Below are 25,592 nucleotides of genomic sequence, written 5' to 3' on the forward strand. Positions count from 1 at the left end.
CGGGGTATCAGTCCGTAATACAGTCACACGGTCATACATTCATACGGTCATACCGTCGCACGGACAGAAAGGGGCTGTTTCCCGACCGCAGGAAAGCGGAACAGTCATTCCCGTTTACAAAGGCGAAGCAAGCACGGGGCTTTCCGTCGGCTGCAAGGTCGGGCGGCTACGCCGTTAGGGGAACAATCTCCACCCTCATGCTTCGGGTAGATTCTTCCCCTAAACCTTGCATCCGACCGCCCCGAGCAAAGAAGCCTTTGAAAACGGAAACGACCGCCCCGCCGCCCACCATCGACCGAAAGGGAAAAATAATAAGATGGGGTTCGGTATAGTCGGTAAAGTCGGCACAACGAGCGCAGACAGCCAAGTACACAAAGCGGATTCAACCGCCGAGCCGATAAGACACGGGCAGACCGCCGGCACACCGCAGGGTATTTACGGAGAAAATACCGTAGCTTATTAGGGAATTTTCCGAGCCGCAATACTCCATATCGCTGAAAATTCCCCAATAAGGCAAGGGGCAAGCCCCTCTGCACACCCCGTCGGGGACGGCTCTTTGCCGCCCCCGAAGATACAAAGAATCATTGTTTCACAAGCTAAAAAAGAAAGGAATATATATGGGTTTCGTAGTATTGCATATGGAAAAGGCGCACGGTTCCGACAGCGGAACGACCGCCCACATAGAGCGTTTCATCATACCGAAGAACGCAGACCCCACACGCACGCACCTGAACCGAAAACTCGTTGCCTACCCCGACGGGATAAAAGACCGTTCGGCGGCTATCCGGAGAAGACTGGAAGAAGCGGGGCTGACACGCAAAATCGGAAACAACCAAGTACGGGCAATCCGAATCAACGTGTCGGGAACGCACGAGGACATGGAACGCATCGAAAGGGAGGGGCGTTTGGACGAGTGGTGCGCCGACAATATGAAATACTTCGCCGACACGTTCGGAAAGGAGAACATCGTGGCGGCGCACCTGCATCGGGACGAGGAAACGCCCCACATACACGTCACGCTCGTTCCCATCGTCAAGGGAGAGCGCAAGCGCAGGAAAAGGGAGGAGCAGGCGAAGAAGCGATACCGCAAGAAGCCGACCGACACCGTGAGGCTGTGCGCCGACGATATTATGACACGCCTAAGGCTGAAATCCTACCAAGACACCTACGCCGAGGCGATGGCGAAATACGGGCTGCAAAGGGGCATAGACGGCTCGAAAGCACGGCACAAGTCCACGCAGCAGTATTACAATGAAACGAAGAAACTCGCCGACAGCCTCAAAGCGGAGGTGGTGGATTTGCAGCGTCAGAAAGAAACGGTGCAGGAGGAACTAAGACGGACGAAAAAAGAGATACAGACCGAGAAGCTGAAAGGGGCAGCCACGACCGCAGCCGCCAACATCGCCGAGAGTGTCGGTTCTCTTTTCGGCAGTAACAAGGTCAAGACGCCGGAGCGGGAGAACGCCGCCCTGCACAGAGAGGTAGCCACGCACGGGGAAGCCATCGAAGCCCTGCAAACCCGAATACAGACCATGCAGAACGACCATCACCGTGAACGGATGGAGCTGGAAGCCAAGAACTTGTCGGAACTTAGCCGTAAGGAGGCTGCGCATACGGAGGAAACCACGAGGCTCAAAAATCGGATTTTGTGGCAAAACCACATTATCGGCTGTCTCAGTTTCCTGCTGCTCAAAACAAGCGACATCTTCCGCAAGGCGGTACACGGCATTATCCGTCTGGCAAGGGATTATTACAAGCCCCGTTTCGATACGGAGCAAGTATCGGACATCAAGAGTGTCCTTAACCTCTTCGGTGATGATAAGCAGTCTCACCGTGCAGCCGGGGATTTTCTGTATATTACTGCCACGCAGAAAGGCAAACTGGATAACCGGGAGCAAATCAAAGCCAGACGGGAAGTCGATAACGTGGTAGAGGGGCGGTACGACCAACAGCAGAAGAGAGGCTTTTCGATGAGAAGATAAAAGATAGCTTCACGAAAAAATATACTCAAAATACTAAGAGTTTATTGATGTATAGCCAAATGAAAAAAGTAACTTTGCAAAAAATAGATGCAGAAAATGTGAGAAACCTCAAATCCGCAACCTATAGGGTTTAGTGGGATTTTGCTTGCAAAGCGACAAAATTCATTTTATTGTACATATTTCTTGCACAACAGAAATGTCGCAGACACAAAATCCCCTTACCCCATAAAGCGACTTGAGGTAATACGCTGGTTTAACCAGAAAAGCATGGTCTTTAACCAAAGTCTGTCTTGAACAGGTTGGCATAAGCATTGTTGTCTGAGTAAATATTCAATACATGCCTACGTGATGTCTTAATCCATTTCGCAGGAACAGAGATGAACTTGAAAACAAAGGTCTTGATTCTGCTGGTGGCACGCAATCCAAATTCATGGGTTTTCAATCTCTGCATAATAGCTTTGTAGAAGTTTCTGATGAGAGCTGTCATAAGCAGGAATACAGTATTCTGTGCCATGAACGATTTTGGCAATCGATTCCAGCCAAAGCCATTGTTCATGTCATCGAAGATGCGTTCCTTGCCACCACGAAGATTGTAGAATTCCACGATGTCTCTTGCACTCGACTTGTAATCGTTAGTCAGTATACATCTGTAGGTATATTCGCCTTCCCAAATGTCAAGGTCTCCATCTATTCGCCTTTGTCTCTGTATGACAAGACGATACGGTTTTCCTTTCCATTTCTCAACAAGGATGGAATTCAGCTCAAATTCAATACCGTTGATTTCAACAGTTTTCCATCCAGTCAAGGCAAACATGGAATCGTAGAAGGAAGAGCATCTGTTGGCACGAATATAAAAATGCCTGCAATGAGCCTCTACCATATCTACGATTTCCTCCGAGCATGAGCCGCAATCCATGCGGGCACGGGATATATATACTTCTGATGCCTCCAGTCGCTTGAAGATTCTTTCCAAAGTCTCTCTTTGGTTGAAGCGCACGTTTGTGTTGCCGTCTCTATTTTCAATACCGACAATCATGTCGTTAATGACTGCCACACCTGGACTATAGCCCAGGAACTTCTTGTAGGTTGGTTTTGCATCATGCTTCTCTGTTTCAATGAACTGATGGTCAAAGTCAAAATCATACTCTTGACCGGATTTCAATTGACCAGTAGCAAGCAGGGCTTTGATCAATAAGCAGTTCATCTTGTCTGCAGTATTGAAATCATAGGAGTTGCCAGAAGCAGATTTATAGGTGATGTTCTTACAAGTCAGTTCTTCGATAGCACGCAATATGGTGTCTGCGCTGCAAGTGCGAAGAGTTGGATGAAGAGACAAATGTTTCATCAAGTGAGTTGTAACATCCTCAATACATGAGCCGCCACAAAGATATACGCACATCAGAGAGCGTAGAATTTCGCTATATTGATAACCAAACATAGTGCATCTCAATCCCAAGGTGGAATCTATGGTTTGAGCTAAAAGAGCATCAAATTGCTCCATAATAGAAAAAATTCCTCCAAAAGGAGTGAGTTTCTCAGATTTTATTTGTATCTTTCCTCTATAAAACCTAATAGATTTCCGGGTAAGGAGTAACTAAAACAAAGGACTTTGGCCAAGTATTTCTTAAAATGGCACATAACATCCCACACCCACGTTTACGCGGATGTGGGGGATTATCATACTTTCCTCTTCGAGCTCAAGGCTCAAACAGGCTTCCATGGCCACCCGTGGGATAAGTTAATTTGCCAGCGAGGTCAGAACCATCACAAAGATAATAGCCTTTCCATGAGTGGTATATCGTTGTCACCCGTTTGAAGCGGACGATTGACGATCTTGTTTTTGGAAGTCAACGTAATCCGTCTTGTCGTGGATTACATGCCATGCGGCAACTAATAACTTTCTAGCCACAGCCACAATGACCTTCATCTTGTTTTTCTTTCTGACTTGCGTCTGGTAGTAGGAGAATCTGCTGAAAAAACAGTCCTTTGTCCTGCTTGCAGCCCATGCGCACTGAATGATGTTCTTACGCAAATAGACATTGCCGTGAGTTATGCGACGTGACTTGAACTTCCTGTTGGACTCGTCGTTTCTCGGTCTCAGCCCACTCCAAGCTGCAAGGTGGTTGGCCGTTTCGAACTTGCTCATGTCCCTTCCGATCTCTGCGATCAATGATGTGGCCGTACGCTCCCTTACTCCTGGTATGGTCTGCAACCGTCTCAACTCGTCAGGATATTTCTCCTGACATATCTCCAACATTCTCTCAAGGCACTCCTGCTTGTGTTCCTCGGCCAGGTCAAGCTCCTCACGCAACTGCCTGAGCACGTCTATCTCCGCTTGTGATACGACACCGGTCAGCGAGGCCAGTATTGTTTCCCTGCCGTGATGTTTGATGATGCGACCGTGGATTTCCTCAATCAGAATCTCCGGGTCTGTCACACCCTCGGATATTTTCCGCACCACGTCCTTGTAGCTCTTACAGTCCACGTTGGACACATAATTGCCCAGTCGGATATTGCATCGCTGCATCACGGCATCAAGTTTGGACAACTTGCGGACGATTTCCTCGTCAAGGTCGAAGATACGTCTGTCGTACTAGCGGAGCTGCTGTATATCCTCAGGTGGCACGAAACTGCTACTGATAAGATTTTTCATCGTGCACTCGGCAATCCATTGTGCGTCAGCAACATCGCTTTTGTGTCCGGGCAGCTGTTTGATGAAATAAGGGTTGACGAGCTGCAGGTGAAAATGGGGCGCAAGTATGCGCCAAATGGGAATCCAGTAGACGCTCGTACTCTCCATGGACACTTTCTCCACATGATGGGCGAGCAACAAATCACGCATCTGATGCAGTTGAAATGTTAAAACTCCGAAAACTTTCTCGATTAATTCGCCATTCTCGCTCAAAACACAAAGATATACACTATCTTTGTGAACGTCAAGGCCGCATACTGATCTCATAAGCCTAACTTTTAGAGGGTTAAACATTAAGACCTCAAAGATAATAAATAATTGTGACTTAGAGCACGCAAAATAGGATTGAGCGTATGTCGGCCTTGATTTTCCATGTTGTCGGCTTTTCGGGGAGGAAATCTATTAGGTTTTTTATCTCAACTGGCTTATAACTCGGGAATTTTATCTAAATTTGCCATGTCATATTAGAGTTTTGCTTGTCTTCTTTTCGCAACACTAAGGTAAGTGAAAATTCTGACATGGCAAAATCCTGGGCAACTTTTTGTTGCTCAGGCACTTATAAATAATGTTAAACTATAGTGTTGCGGAATTAAGGAGAAAGAAAATTTTTATTGGAGATGATAGTATGGCATTAGTAAAGCACGATTATCCTATTTTGGAATACGATACCGCATCAAAAGCAATCTTTCAGCCGGGAAATGGGAAAAAGCACTTCCCTAAAAAAGCCGTATTTGCATTTTTGGGGGATGAAGTGGAAAAGTATGCACATGCCCACAGTGGAATACAGATAGATGAATTTGAGAGTGCAACAAAATTATATCCCATCTATGAATGCTTTCATAATCAGGAAAGGATATGTTTATGTCCGGCTCCGGTTGGGAGTGCTGCTGCTGTCCAGATTTTAGAGTATTTAATAGCAGGAGGTGTGACAGAAATTATTTCTGTCGGTTCCTGCGGTGTATTGGAAGATATTCCGGAGAACAGATTCTTAATACCCGTTTCTGCATTGAGAGATGAGGGAACTTCTTACCATTATCTTCCGCCATCCAGAGACATAAAGATTTCAACAGCAGGAATAAGTGCAATCAAATTTGCTTTAAATCAAAAGAAAATCCCATATTTGGAAGTCAAGACATGGACAACAGACGGTTTTTATCGAGAAACACTGGAAATGGTGCAATACCGCAAAGAGGAAGGCTGTCAAGTAGTGGAAATGGAATGTTCTGCACTGGCTGCATGTGCAGAATTTAGAGAAGTAATATGGGCTATGTTGCTTTTTACAGCCGACACGCTCTCGAATCCTCATAAATACCAAGAACGGAAGTGGGGAAAAGCAAGTGTATCCACCGCCTTGGAACTGGCATTTGACGCTGTTGTATTAATCAAAGAATAAAGGAAACAAATCTATATGGAAAATACAATGAACAATCGGAATGAAATCCCACAACAAGTGAAGCAAGTCGTTTCCATAGCAGAAACCCTATTGCAGGGGCAGATATTGGGAATGTATTTATATGGCTCTGCGACAATGAATAAATTGCGTCCGGACAGTGACATAGATATATTGATAATAACCAGACAAGAATTGAATCTGTCAACGAAAAAGGAGTTGACCAAGCAATTATTGGAAATTTCCGGCTTCGTAGGTTGCGCCGAAAAAAGACCATTGGAGATAACTGTCATCCATCAAAAAGACATTATTCCGTGGCAGTTTCCGCCCAAATGCGAGTATATGTATGGGGAGTGGCTTCGGAAAGAGATGGAAGCCGGAATGATTCCGCAGGCGTGTTTCGACCCTGATATAGCGATTCTATTATGGCAGGCGAGAAAAAGTAGTATGACGCTGAAGGGCGCAGATTGCAAACAACTTATTCTCCCGATTCCGTTCCGCGAAATACAAAAGGCTATTCAATTTTCTCTACCCGGTTTGATTTCCAATGTTAAGGGAGATGAAAGAAATGTGCTATTGACGCTATCCCGCATGTGGTTTACATTAGAAACCGAAGACGTGACAACGAAAGATGTTGCTGCGGAGTGGGTGATTCCCCAATTGCCGGAAACCTTTTCTTCCCTGTTGAAAACGGCAAAGGAAGCCTATTTGGGAAACCTGTCTGACGAATGGGAAACAATGGAAAATGAAACGCTCGCGCTTACCGGGTTTATGAAAGGTCGGATTGAAGAATTGCTTAAAGCCAAAGGGTAAAGCAAGCAAAAGCAAGAATATCCCTACAATAAATAAACCGTTTGAAATGGTGCTGCCTCTTTTACAATAATACACCTATGAGAAAAGTAATCCTTTATATTGCCGTCAGTCTGGATGGCTATATCGCTGACAGCGAAGGTTCCGTTGAATGGATAAGCGGACAAGATAAAAACGTGGAGATGGAAGACACCTTTACTCCATTCTTCAGTGGTGTGGACACGGTCATTATGGGAAAGAGAACCTACGACCAAATTGTGACCGAACTTTCTCCCGACCAATGGCCCTACGGGGAAGCGATGACCTATGTATTGACTCATCACAGTGAAGAAGAGGGCACAGAAAATATCCGTTTCAGGAATATGGATGTATGCCAACTGGTAGAGGAGTTGAAACAGGAATCGGGTAAAGATGTGTGGATTTGCGGAGGTGCAGAAGTGGCGCAACAACTCATCGCAAACAATCAAATAGACATTTATCATCTGGCGATTATACCGGTTCTTCTCGGTAACGGCACAAGGCTGTTTGGTGCTACCGATAAGAAAATTGACTTGGAAATGATTCGTACCAAGAAATACAACGGCATAATAGAGGTGGTATATAGTCGCAGGAAGATTTGATGTTTACTGTTTTAAAATCTTCTCCCTTTAGAATACACGATTAAAGATTACGACCATATTTCCGATTTACTGCTCGTAAATTATTGATTAATAATCAGTTGTAAATACTAACATTATAAATTAGAGACTATATAAACAAGAAAAACATTCATACACATTTTCTATTTTTGAGAAAATTCGTATCTTTGCACATAAGAGAGTTATTTGACAGCATAGCAACGCAAAACGCTGAAATTCGCACAGTTGCTAAATCGTTACCTCTATTTCTCAAATAATTCGCTAAAAGTTTATTCTTCAATCGGTTAAGTCAAACCGATAAAAATCTAAAATATAATAAGGTGTAAAGACCATAATGAATAAAGACGACAAGGAGATGAAACAGAAATTCAATGTCATTACCAGCACGTGCGTACCCATCGAACTCGAAAATATAGATACCGACCAGATTGTGCCGGCGCGCTATCTGAAAGCCACCACGCGCGAGGGCTTCGGCGACCTGCTCTTCCGCGACTGGCGCTACCACGAGGACGGCACCGAGGTCAAGGACTTTGTGCTCAACGACCCCAAGTACAAGGGCGAGATACTCGTGGCGGGCAAGAACTTCGGTTCGGGCTCGAGCCGGGAGCACGCAGCGTGGGCCATAGCCGACTACGGGTTCAGGGTGGTCATCAGCAGCTTCTTTGCCGATATCCACAAGAACAACGAACTCAACAACTTTGTGCTGCCGGTCGTCGTGAGCGACGGCTTCCTCAGCCACCTCTTCGCCGCGATACGCTCCGACGCCGACACGATGGTAAGAGTGGACGTGGTAAACCAGTCGGTGACCAACCTCGCCACCGGCGAGCAGGAGCACTTTGAACTCAACGGCTACAAGAAGTTCTGCCTGATGAACGGGCTCGACGATATAGACTTCCTCGTGGCCAACCGCGACAAGGTGGCTGCCTACGAGGCCAGCAGAAAGCAACAGAACAAGGACAACTAAAATCACAAGCGATATGAAACTCAACATAGCAGTATTGGCGGGCGACGGCATAGGGCCCGAGATTATGCAACAGGGAGTGGCAGTGGTCAAGGCCGTGGCAGAGAGGTTTGCCCACGACGTCAGCTTCACCCCCGCGCTCTGCGGAGCCGCCGCCATAGACCGGGTGGGCACCCCCTTCCCCGAAGAGACCTTCACCACGTGCATGAACGCCGACGCGGTGCTCTTCGCCGCCGTGGGCGACCCCAAGTTCGACAACGACCCTACCGCACGGGTACGCCCGGAGCAGGGGCTGCTCGCCATGCGCAAGCGGCTGGGGCTCTTTGCCAACATACGACCCGTGCAGACATTCACAGGGCTCATCCACAAGTCGCCATTGAAGGACGAGATAGTGAGCGGGGCAGACTTCGTGTGCATACGCGAACTCACGGGCGGCATGTACTTCGGCGAGAAATATCAGGACGATGACAAGGCTTACGACACCAATTACTACACGCGCGAGGAGGTGGAGCGCATACTCAGGGTGGCCTACGACTACGCCATGAAGCGCCGCCGCCATCTCACCGTCGTAGACAAGGCCAACGTGCTGGCGTCGAGCCGACTCTGGCGACAGGTCGCCAAGGAGATGGAGGGCCTCTACCCCGAGGTCAAGACCGACTACATGTTTGTAGACAATGCCTCGATGCGTATGCTCGTAGAGCCCACCTTCTTCGACGTGATGGTCACCGAGAATACCTTTGGCGACATACTCACCGACGAGGGCAGCTGCATATCGGGAAGCATGGGTCTGCTGCCGTCGGCGTCGACCGGGATCCACACGCCGGTATTCGAGCCGGTACACGGGTCATGGCCACAGGCGGCGGGGAAAGACATAGCCAACCCCGTGGCACAGATACTGTCGGCAGCGATGATGATGGAGCACTTCGGACTGGCTGCCGAGGGCGCACTGATACGCCGCGCCGTCGACGCCGCCCTCGATGCCCACGTGCGCACGCCCGACATTCAGGTCGAGGGTGGCCAGCACTACGGCACCCGCGAGGTGGGCGCATGGATAGCGGGCTATATCGCCACCCACTGACCTCGCGCCAACCACCGCGACCATCACCCCCACCCTATCGCTCACCCCCACCATCAACAAGCATATCAACCAAAGCAACAAGACAAATATGGACGAAGCAATCAAGCAAATCAGTGAACGCCTGAAAGGGCTGAGAGACGTGCTCGACATCACGGTAGAGGAAATGGCCAACACCTGCGGCATCACGACCGACGAATATCTCGCCATGGAGAACGCCGAGAGCGAGCTGCATGTGAGCAATCTGCAGAAGATAGCCTTGAAGTATGATATACCACTCGACGTGCTCATGTTTGGTGAAGAACCGCACATGAGTTCGTACTTCCTCACCCGCAAAGGTAAAGGACTGAGCGTGGAGAGACGCAAATCCTACCAGTACGAGTCATTGGCAAGTGGGTTTCGAGGCAGAAAGGCCGACCCATTCATCGTCACCGTGGAGCCAAAGCCCGCCGACACACCCATCGAGACCAACACCCACGCCGGGCAGGAGTTCAACATGGTGCTCGAGGGCGACATGGAGCTCACCATCGGCAAGAAGACGCTCACGCTGCACGAGGGCGACAGCATCATCTTCGACTCGACACAGCCCCACGGCATGCGCACGCTGGGCGAGAGCAAGGTAAGATTTCTCGCCATCATCTTTTAAGTTTTCACCCAGGATAACAACAACGCTACGATTATGATAGAAAGATTCTTAGCACAGACCACATTCACTTCAGAGGAAGACTTTAAGGAGCACTTGAAGTTCAAGACCAAGGAGGACTTCAACTTTGCTTACGACGTAATGGACGCATGGGCCGAAGAGGCTCCCGACAAGCTGGCGCTGCTCTGGACCAGCGAGCGGGGTGAAGAGAAACGATTTACCTTTGCCCAGCTCAAGGAGCAGACCGACCAGGCAGCGAGTTATCTGCAGAGCCTGGGCATAGGGAGGGGCGACATGGTGATGCTGATACTCAAGCGCCACTACCAGTGGTGGCTCGCCATGCTGGCGCTGAGCAAGATAGGGGCCGTGGCCATACCCGCCACCCACATGCTTACCGCCCACGACATCGTGTATCGCAACAACCGGGCAAGCATCAAGGCCATCGTCTGCGTGAACGATGACTACGTGACCGCACAGGTACATGCCTCGCTCGCCGAGAGCCCCACGGTCGAGGTGCTCGTCGCCGTAAACTCTGACACCGAACTGGGCAAAGCCGTGCCCACAGACTTCCACTGCTGGAACGAAGAGTGGGACAAGGCGCCTGCCTTTGTGCGCCCAGAGCATGTCAACACCAACGACGACACGCTGCTCATCTACTTTACCAGCGGCACCAGCGGCGAGCCCAAGATGGTGGCCCACGACCACCTTTACGCCTTAGGCCACCTGGCCACAGGTGTGTTCTGGCACAACCTCAACGCAGACAGCATACACCTCACCGTGGCAGATACAGGCTGGGGCAAGGCCGTGTGGGGCAAGCTCTACGGCCAGTGGTTTGCCGGCGCCACGGTCTTCGTCTACGACCACGAGAAGTTCACTGCCGAGAAAATCATGAGGCAGATAGAGAAATACCGTATCACCTCGTTCTGCGCGCCGCCCACCATCTACCGCTTCATGATACAGGAAGACTTCACGCGCTACGACCTCTCCTCGCTCAAGTACTGTACCACCGCGGGCGAGGCGCTCGAACCTGCAGTGTTCCAGAAGTTCTATGAGCTCACCGGCATACGCATGATGGAGGGTTTCGGGCAGACCGAGACCACCATGACCCTCGGCACCTTCCCCTGGAACACACCCAAGCCTGGCAGCATGGGCAAGCCCAACCCGCAATACGACATCCGTCTGCTCAAGGCCGACGGCTCGGAATGTGAGGACGGAGAGAAGGGAGAAATCTGTATCAAGGTGGGCGATCACAAGCCCTATGGACTCTTCAAGTGCTACTATCGCGACGAGGAGATGACCCACCAGGTGTGGCACGATGGTCTCTACCACACCGGCGACATGGCATGGCGCGACGATGACGGATACTACTGGTTTGAAGGCCGCATAGACGATGTCATCAAGTCGAGTGGCTACCGCATTGGGCCCTTCGAGGTAGAGAGCGCACTGATGACCCACGAGGCTGTGGTGGAGTGTGCCATCACCGGAGTGCCCGACGAGGTGAGAGGCATGGTGGTCAAGGCCACCGTGGTGCTGGCGCGCGACTGGAAGGACAAGGCTGGCGACGCCCTCATCAAGGAACTGCAGCAGCACGTGAAGCGCGAGACCGCGCCGTACAAGTACCCGCGCATCATCGAGTTTGTAGACGAGCTGCCCAAGACCATCTCGGGCAAGATAAGAAGAGTGGAAATCAGAGAGAAGGACCGCAAGTAGGCAGCAGCCGTGCCCGCGCCCGTGTCGCTAACCCTCTATCTGCCCCTCGCGCCAATTGACGAGGAAGAGACGCTCACGGGCTCGGGTGAAGGCGGTATAGAGCCAGTGGATATAATCGGGAGTAAGCATGTCGTCGGTCATATATCCCTGGTCGATGTAGACATGAGCCCACTGTCCGCCCTGGGCCTTGTGGCAGGTCACAGCGTAGGCAAACTTGATTTGCAGGGCGGTGAAATAAGGGTCTTGGCGCATGGCGGCCATGCGGTCGGCCTTGCGGGGCAGGTCGGCATAGTCGTCGATCACGCGCTGATAGAGCTGGTCGCTCTGCTCGCGGGTGAGCGCAGGCGCATCGGTAGAGAGGCTGTCGAGGACTACGGTAGACTGGTACTCATAGTTGTCGTAGTCGGGGAACTGGAGCCACACGTCGGCGAAGTTGAGACCGTGCATCTCGCGCTGACGGCGCACCTTGACCACGCGACAGCAGTCGCCATTGGCAATGAAGGCAAATGGCGGACGGTCTTCGCCCTGGACAGAGGCAGGCGGGAGATAATGGTTCTTGACTATCATGAGCCTGTCGCCCGAGGAGAGCAGGTCGTCGCCACGGTCGAGGATGGTGGAGCGTATGCCGAGATTGTAGATACGCGCCGTCTTGTTGGAGCGGGTCACGACGATGGTGTCGTCGACACCCACGTGGTGGTAGCTCTGGCTGAGCGCCTCGATGAGTTCGTTGCCGGGCACCACGCTGACATCGGCAAACCCCTGCAGACGTATGCGCGGCAACTGGGTCATGGCGTCGTGGGTAATCATGGTGCGTATCATGGTGGCGTTGTAGAGTATTCCGCTCTCTCCAGCCTGTCTTACCACCTCGTCGAGGTCGGCTTGGAAGACCGAGAGTCCATAGCCCTGGAGCACCTCGGCAGCGAGCGCCGGAGACTCTTCCTCGCCCACAGGCGGGAGCTGGGCGGTGTCGCCGATGAGCATGAGCCGGCAGTTGCGCCCGCCATAGACATAGGTGATAAGGTCGTCGAGCAGACAGCCCGTGCCAAAGACGCTCTCGCCCAAGCCCTCGTTGGCTATCATCGAAGCCTCATCGACCACGAAGAGGGTATCGGCATGGAGATTGTCGTTGAGATTGAAGACGCCGCCCCCCGCTGCCACGGAGCGCTCGCGGTATATCTTGCGGTGGATGGTGAAGGCTGCCATGCCGCTGTAGTGAGACAGCACCTTGGCGGCTCGCCCGGTGGGTGCCAGGAGCACCATCTTCTGCCGGAGACTGGCGAGCGTGCGCACCAGGGCAGCGGTGAGGGTGGTCTTGCCCGTACCCGCCGAACCGCGCATCACCATCACGGCATGGTCGTGACGGAAAGCGAGAAAGCGGGCTATCTCTGTGACAGCCCGATGCTGGTCGGCGGTGGGGCTGAAGCCCATCTGCTGCTCCACGCGTGAGATAAATTCGTCGATAGTCATAGTGATGACAAAAGTAATCATTTTAGGCGAGACGCCGACCGAGGGATGCAAGTTTTTTGGTCAGGGCGGCAAAACTCGCAACCACTCCCGGCGCCGTGGAGAGGGTCGTGGCTGGCTCGTGACATAAGGCACGTGGGCTCGTGACATAAGAAACGAGCCCACGTATCAATTGGCACGAGCCCTCGTTTCTTCCGTTACGAGCCGACAGCGATGGTCACGACGCCGCCGAACCATTGGTCTACAGCCACTTGGAACAACGGCCAAAGCAGCATGAAAAACAGCGGCGGCAGCCAAGCAAAAAGGAGCACTACCCGTGATGGTGGTGCTCCTTGTATATAGGATGGTGTGAGGTCTGAAGGGACTATCTGAAGATGGAGAAGTTGACACTGCCGTAGACTCTATGCTCCAGATAGCGCGGATGGCACACAAAATTGTTGGCCTTGCCATGCTCAACGACGAGGATGCCGTCGGGCTTGAGCAGATTGTGCTCGAAGATGAGGTCGGGGATGGTGTCGATGTTGTCAAGGGCATAGGGCGGGTCGGCAAAGATGAAGTCGAACTGCTGGCTGCAACTCTTGATAAACCTGAACACATCGCCGCGGATGAGCACGTTGGCATCGGTGCCCAGCTTGGTCATGCACTGGCGGATGAAGTTGGCATGGTCGCGGTCGGCCTCGACGCTGACCACCTGGGAGCAGCCTCGCGACAGCATCTCGAGCGATATGCTGCCCGTGCCGGCAAAGAGGTCGAGCGCCATGGCACCGTCGAGGTCTATATATCCATTGAGCACATTGAAGATATTCTCCTTGGCAAAGTCTGTAGTGGGTCGCGCCTTGAACGAACGTGGTATATCGAAGTGGCGTCCCTTATATATTCCTGTGATAATTCTCATCTTCCTCGCATATAAAGTGTAACTACATCGAGCGCAATGCCCTTGATTTCGGTGATAGGTGCACGGTTGAACTCTGCCGAGGGGCTCATGGTGTAAGCCTTGCGCAGATAACGGTGCAGAGAGGTCATCATCTCGTCGCTATCGACAGGGGCGCCCGCGATGTAGAGCTCGTCCTTGTCGGCATCCATCTGCAACTGCTGCCACACGTAGAGCATATAGTAGACGCTGTCCTGCGCGCGGGTGGCAGAGTAGGTGTTGCAGAAGCGGAAACGGTGCTTGTCGAAGGCGAAAATGCTCACACAGCCATCGTGGAAGTAGGCATAAAGGCGGCGGCAGAGATGGGTCTCGGCGCGACGGTGCATATAGCTCCACACGGGTTGCTCGACAGGCATGTAGATGACGTCGGCATAATGGTCGTCGATGACCGCCTTGAGGTCGCGGTTGATGGCCATGATGGCGACGGCATTGAGCTGGGGCAGCACGCTGCAGATTACCTCCGTATTGGCTTGGGCGGCAAAGCTGTAGCGATAGAGGGTCTCGGCCTTGGCCTCGTCGAACTCCTCTACAGGTACAATCATGGTGGGTGCCGACAGCATTACCTGTGCTCTGCCCGTAGGGTGAGAGAGCAGTTGGGACTGGCGGAACGCCTCGCGCAGGTTGGCTGCTATCGAGATGCCGCTCCTAACGGTATAGGTCTCGTAAGCCACGCCCTTGACTGCCGTCTTGTCGGCTATGGCAAAGGCGAGCGACGTGTCGCTGATGCGGAGTGTCATCCGCGGTTGCTTCATTGTTTCATTCCCAGTTTCCAGCATTGTTGTCAGGTGTTGTGAGGTCTCCTATTTTCAGTCCGGCAAATTTGCCGTTGTCATTGGCTTCGCGCGTGAGGCGCTCTATCTCTTGTGGATTGAGCCCCTGGAGGTAGTCGTCGTAGGTGGCTCCACACTCCATGAGGCTGACGGCTGCTCCCGAGGCACCGGTGGCTACCGCCGTGCGTATCTCAAACTTACGGCCGCCGCTGTGGGGGATGACGGCGGCAGTGGGCGTGAGCAGCCGGGCGCCGACAAGCGAGTCGACAGATGGTGCGTAGGTGCCGTGGGCGGTATGATAGGCTTCCTGGGCTGCACGTATCTGGAGCAGGCAGCCTATCACGGCCTGCTCACGCTGGTGGCGTTGGGCGTCGAAACGCATCGGCGCACTGATACTGAGCCAGCATAGCACCACAAGCAGCGCCACACATCCGCCCAAAAGCAAGTTGCTGCCTCTCTTGATATTCATACGAATGCAAAGTTAGACAAAAAACTCCGATTAAGGGGTGTGTGGCGCCAATAAATGATATGTGCAAGGCACAAAACTTACATTTTTGCTGCCCAGAGACCATGCAGATTGCAGTATTCGCGGGCTCCGGTAACGTGGGCAGTGGTCTGGAAGAGGGCGACGGGACGGTCGGTCGGCGTGAGTTCGCGTCGCAATACGCCCTCATCGGTGAGCAGCTCTATCCACTGGATGTAGTGCTCGGGGGTCATGGGATGCTCGACGCTACCTACGGTGACGCGGTAACCGCCGTCGACGCGCTCGATTACGGGCACGTGCTTCTCCTGGGCGGCATCGGTGGTGTTGGCTTCGAGCAGCTGCATGGGCTGTCCGCAGCACACGAGCGTGCCGGCGCCAGCATGCAATACTTCTACAATGTTGCCGCAGATGGGGCAACGGGCTACTTGTCTGATTGTCATCATATCTTATCCTTTCTTTAGAATGGTGAATAACAGTGCTAAGTTACGGCTATTTCGGATAGAATGGCACTTATGCCGCTTAACTTTAACGATTATTAAACCTTCAAGCGTCATCTCCACGCTTCCAAAGCAAGCCACGGCGGTCGCAAAGGCCATCAAAACCATCGCCAAGGGCATGAAAATTCGTCCTTAGGTGCCTATTTTTGCAAAAAACACGGTTTCTAAGGTGCCTATTTTTACAAAAAATGCCATTTCTATGATGCCTATTTTTGTAAAAAAATATGGTTTTAAGGTGCCTATTTCTGCAAAAGTTCGTATCTTTGCATAAGATAGGCGGCACCTCAGCCATTAAGCGAGCTTATGGCGTTCGGCTTGCACTATCTTTGCAAAAGATTGGCGCAGAGATAACTATTTGTACCATACTGACTGTCAAGGTCTGCGCGCAAACAGTCATCACGAAAACAAAAAAGACGAGAAGATGAAATACTTGGAAAGAGCCATCGACGGAGAACTGAAGAAATGGGGCGAAAGCGAAAATCACAAGCCGCTACTGCTGCGCGGCGCGCGCCAAGTGGGCAAGACTTCTGCCGTGCGCCATCTGGGCGAGCGGTTCAAACATTATGTGGAGATAGACCTGAACGATAGGCAGGATTTGCATACCCTCTTTGAAAAGGGATATAGTCCGCAGCAAATCTGCCAGCAACTGTCTGTGATACTGGACACTCCCATCGAAGAGGGCAACACGCTGCTGTTTTTCGATGAAATACAAGCGTGTCCTGCCGCTATCAACAGGCTGAGATACTTCTATGAGAAGATGCCTCTGCTCCATGTCATCGCCGCCGGTTCGCTGTTGGAGTTTGCGCTGAGAGACCTGCCATCATTCGGAGTAGGACGAATACGCTCGCTGTTTATGTATTCGTTCAGTTTCCAGGAGTTCTTATGGGCGCTCGACAAACGCACGCTCGCCGACATGGTGGTCCAGGCTACGCCGGAAGACCCATTACCCGAGCTCATCCACGCCAAGGCGCTGGAATACCTTAGGGTATTTCTCGTCATCGGTGGCATGCCCGAGTGTGTGGCCCGTTATGTGGAGACTGGAAGCATGCTGAAATGTCAGCAGATATTGAGCGAACTGATGATTTCGTATCAGGATGATTTCAAGAAATATCACGAGAAGATTCCCGTCAACGTGCTGAGAGACGTACTGCGGTCGGTAGCCCTGCAGGGACAAGGCAAATTTGTATATACACAAGTGGGCAGCGACTATCGCACCCCTGTAGTGAAGGAAGCGTTGGACATGCTCTGCATGGCGGGACTCATCTATACAGTGGTACACACCGACAGCAACGGTGTGCCGCTGTATGCTGAAGCCAAAGAAAAATACAAAAGATATATCTTTATGGATACGGGGTTGCTGCAACGGACTCTCGAACTCGACTTGACGGACATACTCGTCTCAGACGACATCAAACTCGTAAACCGAGGGGCTCTGGCAGAGGTATTTGTAGGCGACGAACTGGTGAAGAGCCGCCCGCCATACCTGAATGACAATCTCTATTGCTGGCACAGGGAGAAAAAGAACTCCAATGCAGAGGTGGACTACGTAGTCTCACGCAAAGGAAGAATATATCCGATAGAAGTAAAAGCCGGAGTACGTGGCACGATGCAGAGCATGCGCATCTTCATGGATGCCAAGCAACTGGACAAAGGCATCCGTACATCCCTGGAGAACTTCGGCGAATTTGACGACATCCTCATCTATCCGCTTTACGCTATAGGCAACATCTGCCGGTGATTACCGCGGCAACGGGGTCTACATCAGTGGCGAGAACATACGCACTACGCCGTCGGCGAGGCGCTGATGGATAGTGTGGTGCTGGAAAAGGTAGTTATCGTCCAGGGGACTGCAATGGGCGAGGTCGCCAAGGAACAGATGCTTCATGCGGAGCGCCATCTCGGTGTCGTAGATGAAAAGATTGGACTCGCAATTGTTCTCAAAACTACGGAAATCGATATTGGTGGAGCCACAGGAGCAGACCATATCGTCGATGATGAGCAACTTGGAATGGTTGATGCCAGGCTGGTAGAGGTAGAACTTGACTCCGGCATCGTGGGCACGGTCAATGTAGGAGCGGGCGGCGTGCTCGACAAACCAGCGGTCGGCATGCTCGGGCAGCATCACGCAGACATCGACGCCGGCGAGGGCCTTGGTGGTGAGCGCCATAAGCACGGGCTGGGGCGGGATGAAATAGGGCGTCTCAATGTAGACATACTTGCGCGCCTCGTAGATGAGGCTGACATAGCCCTGCATCAGTCCGTTCCAGGGAAGAAGCGGACTGCTCAGCACGACCTGTGCCAGACAGTCGTTGGGCTCGACAGTGGGGGCTGGATAGTACTTGTCGTCGCGCAGAATGGAATGGTCTACGAGATACCAGTCATCGATAAAGGAGCGTTGGAGTGAAGAAACGACGGCACCACAAACGCGGAGGTGGGTATCGCACCAGTCGCGGCCACGACCGCCCTTGGCATAGCGCAGCGCGAGGTTCATGCCGCCGATATAGCCCACCTTGCCGTCGACGACGCATATCTTGCGGTGGTTGCGGTAGTTGACCTTGCCGGTAAAGGCAGGGAAACGCACGGGCATGAAAGACACGACATCGACACCGGCACCACGCAAACGCTCGAAGAAACGGTTGCTGGTCTCCCAACTGCCCACATCGTCGTAGATAACGCGCACCTCGACACCCTCGCGGGCCTTGTCGATGAGGGCATCGGCAACGAGACGGCCCAAGGCATCGTCGGTGAAGATATAGGTAATGAGATGGATATGGCTCTGGGCCTGACCGATGTCGTGAAGGAGGTTGAGAAAGAAATCGGATCCCTCGGAGAGTATCTCAATGCGATTGTTCTTGAAGGGAAACGCCAGGGTAAGGCGGGCGAAGAAGTTGATGACGCGCTCATGGCGGGCTGGGATGACGAGGTCGTCCTGGGCGGTAAACCCCTGATAGATGCGCTCGGCGATGAGCATATGGGTGCGGTCGCTGAGGAGTCGCTTCTTGTGGAGATTCTTGCCGAAAAAGAAGAAAAGCACCAATCCCAGAATGGGCACGAAGATGATGGTCATCACCCAGAACATTGCCTTGAAGGGCTGCAGCTCTTCGAGCAACACCTTGACCAGCGCCATTATCACCAGAACAATGTCGATGGCAAGCAACGTCCACAGGATAATCGATGTCATAGTTTCTCTTTTTCTTTCTGTATCTCGGCGAGTCGCTCAATGGCAAAGTCGCTGTTGGGATTGCCGTCGAGCATGGTGTGCAACAACTGCTCGGCCTCGTCGACGCGGTGGGCGTTGAGCAGGAACTCAACCTTGCGGCGCTGGAGGAAGTAATAGAAGTTGAGACAGTTGCTGTTGAGGCTGCCCATGTCCATCGAGCGCTTCAGATTGGCAAGCGAGGAGTCGATGAAGCGCAAGGCATCACAGTTGCCCATGCTCACCATACAGTTGACATACTGCATGGTGTATATCAGGTTGTTGATGGAAAGGGTCTGGAAGAGATAGAAATGGGCTATCTCGAAACGGCGCAAATGATAATAACAACTGCCAAGGAGATAGCACACCTCATAATAGCTGCGACGCTCGTCGGCGCCCATCTGGTCGTAGCGGGCGGCGTAGCGCTCATAGGCTGCACCGAGCGGGGAGAGGGCATCAAAGAAGCGGCGTTCGAGATAACGCTGGCGACCCAGGTAGATATACTGTGCCAGGTCGGGCTGCTCGCAATGGGCAAGCACCCGCTGGGTAGCGGTGAGCTGGCTCTCGCCGCCAGACTTGAACTTCTCGCGGGCTTCGTGCCACTGGTAGTTGATGGCGTCGGTCTGCTGCTTCGTGGGTACAAGCTCATAGCCAGCCACAAACGTATGACAGTCGCCTGGTTTGGGTAGCAGGACGGGGCTTACTACCGGTGGGACGAACACTGGCATCAGCGTGAGGGTCACGCGGTAATAGAGCACCGACGGGGTAGTCATCTCGGAATCCAGATGGATGCCAAGATTGTGACTGACGCCATCGCCACTGTCGTCATGATAGGTAAGTTCGACGCCAACCCAACTGTGGATGAACTTGCCATCGGCAATAAGCAACGCGGAGAGGGGGAAGTTGGCAATATCGTCGTCCTCGCCCATGTGGATGTGGGTTTCGTCGTTGGTCCAGGCGGAAAGCGAGTCGATATGGCTGTCGGTGATGCCAAACATGGTGGCAAGGAGCGCACGAGGGGTGATGACGGGATGGGCGGCAGCCTCGTGGTGACTGAAGACGGCAGGCTGGCGGTCTATCTCGAGTTCGTGGAGCAGTTCCAACTCTCCACCCCACTCGACTGTGGCAACTTCATAATCGGCGCAATCGACACTGCGAGCCTTCTGGGTCTCGCTCTCGATTTCAGCCACGACCAACCGCCTCATCTCAAACATCTGCGCCATGACCTTCGTCAGCAATTCATGGGCGTTGACCTCATTGAGAAGAAGACTACAGATGATGTGGATAGCGGCACCGTGGTGTTCCTGATTGACGGAATAGACCACCTTGAACGGGTTCTTGGTGGAGGAATACTTGTTGCATACCGCGCGGACGACGTTGATGTCTTCCAACGACACGAGATGGATGTAATATAATGAGAGTTGGGTGAAGGGGTCATTGTCGGTAAGCTCGATACTGAAGTGGGCACCCTGGTAGTCGAAATGACAGACATTGGACTCGCCCTCCTTGGTCCAGGCGTAGGTGCAAATCATCTTGCGCAGGGTGTCGCTGACCACCTCGAGATTGGTCTGGGCATTGATGTTCTCGAGCTTGAACATCTCCAACTTGGAACCAATGTATTTCTGATAATAGTATCTCACTACGGCACCAACGATAGAAGCCAAGAGAATAAAGACAAGAAAACCGTAACTCATAGGCGTTTATCTGATGACGTTATTGCCTAATTTCTGTGCATAGGCATTGCGCACTTTCTGTATGTCAGCATACTCCTTGAGCAGGCTGGTCATACGGGCTGGGTCGCTGACCGCCGCATTGATTTCGTCGCCAAGCTGCTTCAGGCGACGCTCGGTATAGTCCATGCGGAAGTCGAGCAGCAGATGGACGGTATCGACGCGGAGCCGCTCTTCGGCCTCGAGCTGCAGAGCCTTGACCTCGTCAGCGGTGAGCTTTTTCTTGGGCTCTTCGTTCTTGATGAGCTGCAGCTGGTCGACACTCAGCTCGGCAGCCACCTTGCAGATGTCAATGTCGGAGTGGTGGACAAAGTATTGGAGGGAGTCGAAGCCCTCGTCGGCGCTATGCCGGAAGGCGTCGTCGAGGATGCGGGCGTAGAGGGGATTGGACAGCGCGAGATGGTCGGCCTGCAAATCATAGTAGATGTACTGCGCCACGGTGAGGTCGATGGTGGCATCGCCGGCGGCAGGGATATTGCGGAAAGCCACCTTGCTGCCATCGCGCACAATCATCTGGGCAAGCATACGCTCTACCTTCTCCTGCGGAGAGACCGACGACGCGGGGGCAGCCATCACATTGGTGGGGGTGACCACCTGAGGCGCTTCCTGCTCACGGCGGGCTTCAGAGTTTTTGCTCTCCTTCTGCTCGCGGATGAAGCGGTTCATGGTGTTGATAAGGGTAGCCTCAGCCACACCGGTGCGCGCCACGCAGCTCTGCACGTAGGTGTCGCGGAGTATGGGGTTGGTCACGAGCGAGATGCTCTTCACGATAGAGTTGATGGCTTCGGTGCGCTTAATGGGGTCGGTGACATCCTTGAGCAGCAGGTTGGTCTTGAACTGGATGAAGTCTGTCTCGTGCTGCTCGATATACTGCTTGAGCTCTTCAGCCGTATGCTTGCGGGCGAAGCTGTCGGGGTCTTCGCCGTCGGGCAGCAGCAGCACCTTGAGGTTCATACCCTCGAAGAGCAGCATGTCGGTGCCCTTGAGGGCGGCATGGAGTCCGGCCTCGTCGTCATCATAGATGAGAGTGATATTGGAGGTGAGACGGTGCAGCATGTGTATCTGGGCAAAGCTGAGGGCGGTGCCCGAACCGGCGACCACGTTCTCGATGCCGGCCTGGTACATGGAGATGACGTCGGCCTGACCCTCGACGAGATAGACGCGGTCGAGCTTGGCGATGGCCTTCTTGGCCTGGTAGATGCCGTAGAGCAGACTGGCTTTGTGGTAAACCTCGGAGTCGGGCGAGTTGACATACTTCTTCTCGACGCCCTTGGTACGCTGGTCGAGCACACGGGCGGTAAAGCCGACGACCTTGCCGCTGAGTCCAATCCACGGGAAAACGACTCTGCCGGCGTATCGGTCGATGAGGTCGCCACGGTCGGTCTTGTAGCAGATGCCGGTCTTGAGGAGAAACTCTGCCTGATAGCCTTCGCTCTTGGCACGACGGGCGAGCGCAAAGCGGTCTTGCAGGTCGTAGCCCAGACGGAACTTGGCGATGATGTCGTCACGGAAACCACGGCTGCGGAAGTAAGCCAGACCATAGGCAGTGCCCTCGCCATCAGTCTGGAGCTGGCTCTCGAAGTATTTGGCGACCCACTCGTTGACGATGAACATCGACTCACGCTCGCTCTGCTGCTTGCGTTCCTCGTCGGTCATCTCGCGTTCCTGTATCTCGATGTGATACTTGGCTGCAAGCCAGCGCAGAGCTTCGGGATAGGTCATCTGTTCATGCTCCATGATAAAGGTCACGGAGTTGCCGCCCTTGCCGCAGCCGAAGCAGTGGCAAGTGCCACGGGCAGGAGAAACGAAGAAGGAGGGAGTGCGCTCATTGTGGAAGGGACAGAGACCCTTGTAGTTGGCCCCACTCTTGTGGAGGGTAACAAATTCGGAAACTACATCAACGATATTGCACGCATCTTTAATCTTCTCTACGGTCTGTCTGTCTATCAGTGAGCTGCTCATGGGTCATACTTGTCTATCTGATGCAAATATACTCTTTTTTTGCGACATCGGACAACTTTCCATCAATAATGTGAGAAAAAAGTGCAACGTCGGCCGCCGTCCCAGCCATGACCGCAGGCTGGCAGGGGCATATATATAATAAGGTATAGGGGATATGATAATTATGCTGTCTGCAAACAGGCTGTCTTGGCTTATGGCTATGGCTCTTATAACCCAAACAAAGACAACTACAAAGGGCTGATACCTCGCGAGGAGTATCAGCCCTTTGTGGTTTAGAGTGAAGAGATTTATCCTGACAGTAATGCCATTAGTATTCGAGTGAGTAAGTAACGCCACGCCTCATCATATCCTTTGCGGTAGGTTTCAGACGCACGAGGAAGTTGCCATAAGAAGGCTTGTTGCGTGTCCATCCAGCCTCGGCAAGAGCAATCGCGCGCGGATAAGCCTGATAGTAGATACGTTCGGGCGAAGTGATGCACTCACTCCACAGCGTTCCAGCAACACCAAAGAGGTTGTTGTCTTCGAAGCTCTGGTCTCTGCCCCACGACGGGTCAATAGAGTAAGTAGCCTCGAGCGATGTAACGGGCATACCCCAGTTTACCTCCGGCATATCGCCCTTGGCCATGGGATAGTCGAAGTAACAGTGTTCGCCCGGGCAAAGCATTATGCGTGCGTTGTTGTTCACAGCGGCTTCAAGGGCCTTATCGGTGAGTCCGTCTCGCCAGGCAAAGGTGACACATCCAGGCTGAATCTTCTTGAAGTCGGTCTCGTACCAAAACATGGGAGTCTTGTTGTAGGTATCGCGCAGAAGCCCGATGATACGGTCAAACAGGTAGCCCTGTAGTTTCCAGTTTTCCGAACGGTCGGTGGTGGTAATGCCGAGCTGTCTCTTCAGAGCCTGACACTTGGGGCAGTCGGTCCAGCAGTCGAGGGCGGGGTTGCCAGCCTCGTCGCCGCCGAGATGGATATACTTGGAGGGGAAGATGTTGGCTATTTCCTGGAATACATTGCCCAGAAACTCATAGGTGAAGGCATTGCCGGGGCACAGCAGCTCGTTGGACACACCGCAAGTGGTGCGGATAGGAACCTGACGCTGATGGCAAGTAAGTTCGGGGAATACGCTGATGGCAGCCACCTCATGGCCAGGCATCTCGATTTCGGGTATAATCTCCACATGATACTTGGCAGCATACTCCACCAAGTCGCGCATCTGCTCCTGGGTGTAATAGCCCTTGTAGGGCATCAGCAAGTCGTCCTGTCCCCAGCGCATGGAAGCCTGCTCGGTGAGCTGGGGATATTTTTTAATCTCGATGCGCCAAGCCTGGTCGTCGACCAAATGCAGGTGGATGGCATTGAGCTTATAGCGGGCCATCTCGGGGACAAACGCCTTGAGCTCGTCTATAGGTATGAACGTACGGGCAGGGTCTACCATCAACTCGCGTACGTGAGTACGGGGCGTATCTTTGATGGTAAGTTGCGGGATGGCGTCAACACATTCCTTGTTGCCCGAGCCGCGCAGAACCTGGTCGAGAGTCATCAGTCCCCAGAACACACCGCGGGGAGTCTTACCCTTGATGCACACGCCCTTAGAGTCGACGACCATGGTGTAAGCCTCGTCATCGGCAAGTGTAGGGTCGATACCGAGCACGAGCCGTACACCGCGCTGACGGCTGTTCACTATATTGCCAATACGGTTGCTGAGCATCTCGCGAGCCCGCTCTTTCTCATTGTCCAGAGCATTTGCATTGTCATCAGCAGCTGTCACCACGATGTGCCATGCTGTATGCACATTGAAGGTCTTCGCCCCCTTCTTGACACTCAGCTCCTGCGGCATGGGGATGAGACACTGCCGAGGGTCACTTACCTCGCTGGCAAGCCTCGGCTCGGCATAGAAACGGCTCCAGCCTGCCGCCTTCATATAAGCCTTCTCGCAGCCCTTGGGCACCACAAGACTCACGCTGCCCGGCGCGATGCCGTAGAAAGAAGACACCGAAGCCTTGGGCGGTGTCATTGAGTTTACCCTCACCGTCGTCAGTCCCGACAGACGCGCGAAAGCATACTCTCCTATCACTGGCGCACCCTCGATGGTCAGTACTGTCATGCTCTTGCATCCCGAGAAGGCGGCAGCGCCAATGGTATCTACCGAAGCGGGAATGGTGACAGCCTGCAGTTTGTCGCAGGCGAAGAAAGCCTGTGTTCCGATGGTCTTCAACGCCTTGGGCAGGACGATATTCTCAAGTTGGTGGCGCGAGTGGAAAGCGTTCTTGGGAATCTCGGTGCTTTGGGCATCGCCAAGGTCGATTGTACGCACTTGGAAACACAGGTCGCGCATCTGGCGATAGTCGCCCTTTGGCTCGGCCGACAGTCTGCCGGTGAGTTTCAGGCTTATAGCCATCGACTTCTGTTCCGGCTTCAAGTCGCTCATCGTCTTGACCGTCTGCGCCGACAGTGCCGCCGACGCCATTGCTGCGGCTGACATCAATAAGATTCGTTTCATTTGTTATTGGGTCTGATTAGTAGCATCCGTTGATTAACCTACTGCAATATTAATAAAAGATATTGACATATGCAAAGGTTTCGGGAGGCTTTCTCTGCTGCTATATATATAATAAGGTGTATAGAAAGAGCGAGGGCGCCACTCCCATGACAGGAGTGAC

General features: G+C 52.8%; 19 protein-coding genes and 1 pseudogene. 9 read left to right on the top strand and 11 right to left on the bottom strand.

Going from position 1 to position 25,592, the window contains the following annotated elements:
* The first annotated feature begins 617 nt into the window (after positions 1-617).
* Positions 618-1,982 carry a MobV family relaxase gene (gene mobV / locus CIK95_RS11695; RefSeq protein ID WP_173849879.1) on the top strand — a complete coding sequence of 455 codons (1,365 nt, stop codon included), beginning with the start codon at positions 618-620 and terminating at the stop codon, positions 1,980-1,982.
* Positions 1,983-2,256: 274 nt separating this feature from the next.
* On the opposite strand, the gene CIK95_RS11700 is transcribed toward mobV, so the two are convergent.
* Together CIK95_RS11700 and CIK95_RS11705 are read right to left on the bottom strand one after the other, a co-directional pair.
* The gene (locus CIK95_RS11700) at positions 2,257-3,555 is read right to left on the bottom strand and encodes an IS1380-like element IS942 family transposase (protein ID WP_144007827.1); all 1,299 of its coding nucleotides are present in this window, start codon (positions 3,553-3,555) and stop codon (positions 2,257-2,259) included.
* 231 nt (positions 3,556-3,786) lie between these two features.
* Positions 3,787-4,941, bottom strand: a pseudogene (locus CIK95_RS11705) (IS110 family transposase).
* A gap of 298 nt (positions 4,942-5,239) precedes the next feature.
* On the opposite strand from CIK95_RS11705, the gene CIK95_RS11710 reads away from it, so the two are divergent.
* From CIK95_RS11710 to CIK95_RS11745, 7 genes are all read left to right on the top strand, one after another.
* Positions 5,240-6,067, top strand: a complete 828-nt coding sequence (locus CIK95_RS11710; protein ID WP_254046470.1) for a nucleoside phosphorylase — start codon at positions 5,240-5,242, stop codon at positions 6,065-6,067.
* Positions 6,068-6,094: 27 nt separating this feature from the next.
* Positions 6,095-6,877, top strand: a complete 783-nt coding sequence (ant(9), locus tag CIK95_RS11715) for an aminoglycoside nucleotidyltransferase ANT(9) (RefSeq protein WP_197065809.1) — start codon at positions 6,095-6,097, stop codon at positions 6,875-6,877.
* A gap of 77 nt (positions 6,878-6,954) precedes the next feature.
* The gene (locus CIK95_RS11720; protein WP_042519993.1) at positions 6,955-7,494 is read left to right on the top strand and encodes a dihydrofolate reductase family protein; all 540 of its coding nucleotides are present in this window, start codon (positions 6,955-6,957) and stop codon (positions 7,492-7,494) included.
* Positions 7,495-7,867: 373 nt separating this feature from the next.
* Positions 7,868-8,476, top strand: a complete 609-nt coding sequence (leuD, locus tag CIK95_RS11730) for a 3-isopropylmalate dehydratase small subunit (protein WP_094384703.1) — start codon at positions 7,868-7,870, stop codon at positions 8,474-8,476.
* 13 nt (positions 8,477-8,489) lie between these two features.
* Positions 8,490-9,551: a 3-isopropylmalate dehydrogenase gene (gene leuB, locus CIK95_RS11735; protein WP_094467081.1), complete on the top strand. Its 1,062-nt coding sequence runs from the start codon at positions 8,490-8,492 to the stop codon at positions 9,549-9,551.
* Between the two features lie 88 nt (positions 9,552-9,639).
* Positions 9,640-10,194: a helix-turn-helix domain-containing protein gene (locus tag CIK95_RS11740; protein WP_094467082.1), complete on the top strand. Its 555-nt coding sequence runs from the start codon at positions 9,640-9,642 to the stop codon at positions 10,192-10,194.
* 33 nt (positions 10,195-10,227) lie between these two features.
* Positions 10,228-11,901, top strand: coding sequence for an AMP-binding protein (locus CIK95_RS11745; RefSeq protein WP_094467083.1), 1,674 nt, complete (start codon positions 10,228-10,230; stop codon positions 11,899-11,901).
* Positions 11,902-11,928: 27 nt separating this feature from the next.
* Here the strand turns inward: CIK95_RS11745 and CIK95_RS11750 are convergent, their stop codons facing one another.
* The 5 genes from CIK95_RS11750 to CIK95_RS11770 all read right to left on the bottom strand — a co-directional run bounded on the left by CIK95_RS11750 (position 11,929) and on the right by CIK95_RS11770 (position 15,993).
* Positions 11,929-13,368 (bottom strand): ATP-dependent RecD-like DNA helicase, encoded by a 1,440-nt coding sequence (locus CIK95_RS11750; protein WP_094467090.1) that lies wholly within the window; start codon positions 13,366-13,368, stop codon positions 11,929-11,931.
* A gap of 361 nt (positions 13,369-13,729) precedes the next feature.
* Positions 13,730-14,260, bottom strand: coding sequence for a 16S rRNA (guanine(966)-N(2))-methyltransferase RsmD (gene rsmD, locus CIK95_RS11755; protein ID WP_022311255.1), 531 nt, complete (start codon positions 14,258-14,260; stop codon positions 13,730-13,732).
* The gene (locus tag CIK95_RS11760; protein WP_158214786.1) at positions 14,257-15,048 is read right to left on the bottom strand and encodes a DUF3822 family protein; all 792 of its coding nucleotides are present in this window, start codon (positions 15,046-15,048) and stop codon (positions 14,257-14,259) included. Before CIK95_RS11760 ends, rsmD begins: the two co-directional genes overlap by 4 nt.
* Before the next feature lie 4 nt (positions 15,049-15,052).
* Positions 15,053-15,535 (bottom strand): hypothetical protein, encoded by a 483-nt coding sequence (locus CIK95_RS11765; RefSeq protein ID WP_094467084.1) that lies wholly within the window; start codon positions 15,533-15,535, stop codon positions 15,053-15,055.
* 77 nt (positions 15,536-15,612) lie between these two features.
* Positions 15,613-15,993 (bottom strand): desulfoferrodoxin, encoded by a 381-nt coding sequence (locus tag CIK95_RS11770; protein WP_094384547.1) that lies wholly within the window; start codon positions 15,991-15,993, stop codon positions 15,613-15,615.
* A 475-nt stretch (positions 15,994-16,468) separates the two neighbouring features.
* Between CIK95_RS11770 and CIK95_RS11775 the strand changes: the two genes are divergently transcribed.
* Positions 16,469-17,785 (top strand): ATP-binding protein, encoded by a 1,317-nt coding sequence (locus tag CIK95_RS11775; protein ID WP_022311259.1) that lies wholly within the window; start codon positions 16,469-16,471, stop codon positions 17,783-17,785.
* An 18-nt stretch (positions 17,786-17,803) separates the two neighbouring features.
* Here the strand turns inward: CIK95_RS11775 and cls are convergent, their stop codons facing one another.
* The 4 genes from cls to CIK95_RS11795 form a co-directional block, all read right to left on the bottom strand.
* On the bottom strand, positions 17,804-19,228 hold the full coding sequence (gene cls / locus CIK95_RS11780) for a cardiolipin synthase (protein ID WP_022311260.1): 1,425 nt from the start codon (positions 19,226-19,228) through the stop codon (positions 17,804-17,806).
* Positions 19,225-20,937: a hypothetical protein gene (locus CIK95_RS11785; RefSeq protein WP_094467085.1), complete on the bottom strand. Its 1,713-nt coding sequence runs from the start codon at positions 20,935-20,937 to the stop codon at positions 19,225-19,227. Before CIK95_RS11785 ends, cls begins: the two co-directional genes overlap by 4 nt.
* A 6-nt stretch (positions 20,938-20,943) precedes the next feature.
* Positions 20,944-22,923 carry a DNA primase gene (gene dnaG, locus CIK95_RS11790; protein WP_094467091.1) on the bottom strand — a complete coding sequence of 660 codons (1,980 nt, stop codon included), beginning with the start codon at positions 22,921-22,923 and terminating at the stop codon, positions 20,944-20,946.
* A gap of 319 nt (positions 22,924-23,242) precedes the next feature.
* Complete coding sequence (locus CIK95_RS11795; protein WP_094467086.1) at positions 23,243-25,432, bottom strand: family 20 glycosylhydrolase; 2,190 nt, start codon at positions 25,430-25,432, stop codon at positions 23,243-23,245.
* Positions 25,433-25,592 lie beyond the last annotated feature (160 nt).

The organism is Prevotella sp. P5-108 (assembly GCF_002251385.1).
Classification (GTDB): Bacteria; Bacteroidota; Bacteroidia; order Bacteroidales; family Bacteroidaceae; genus Prevotella.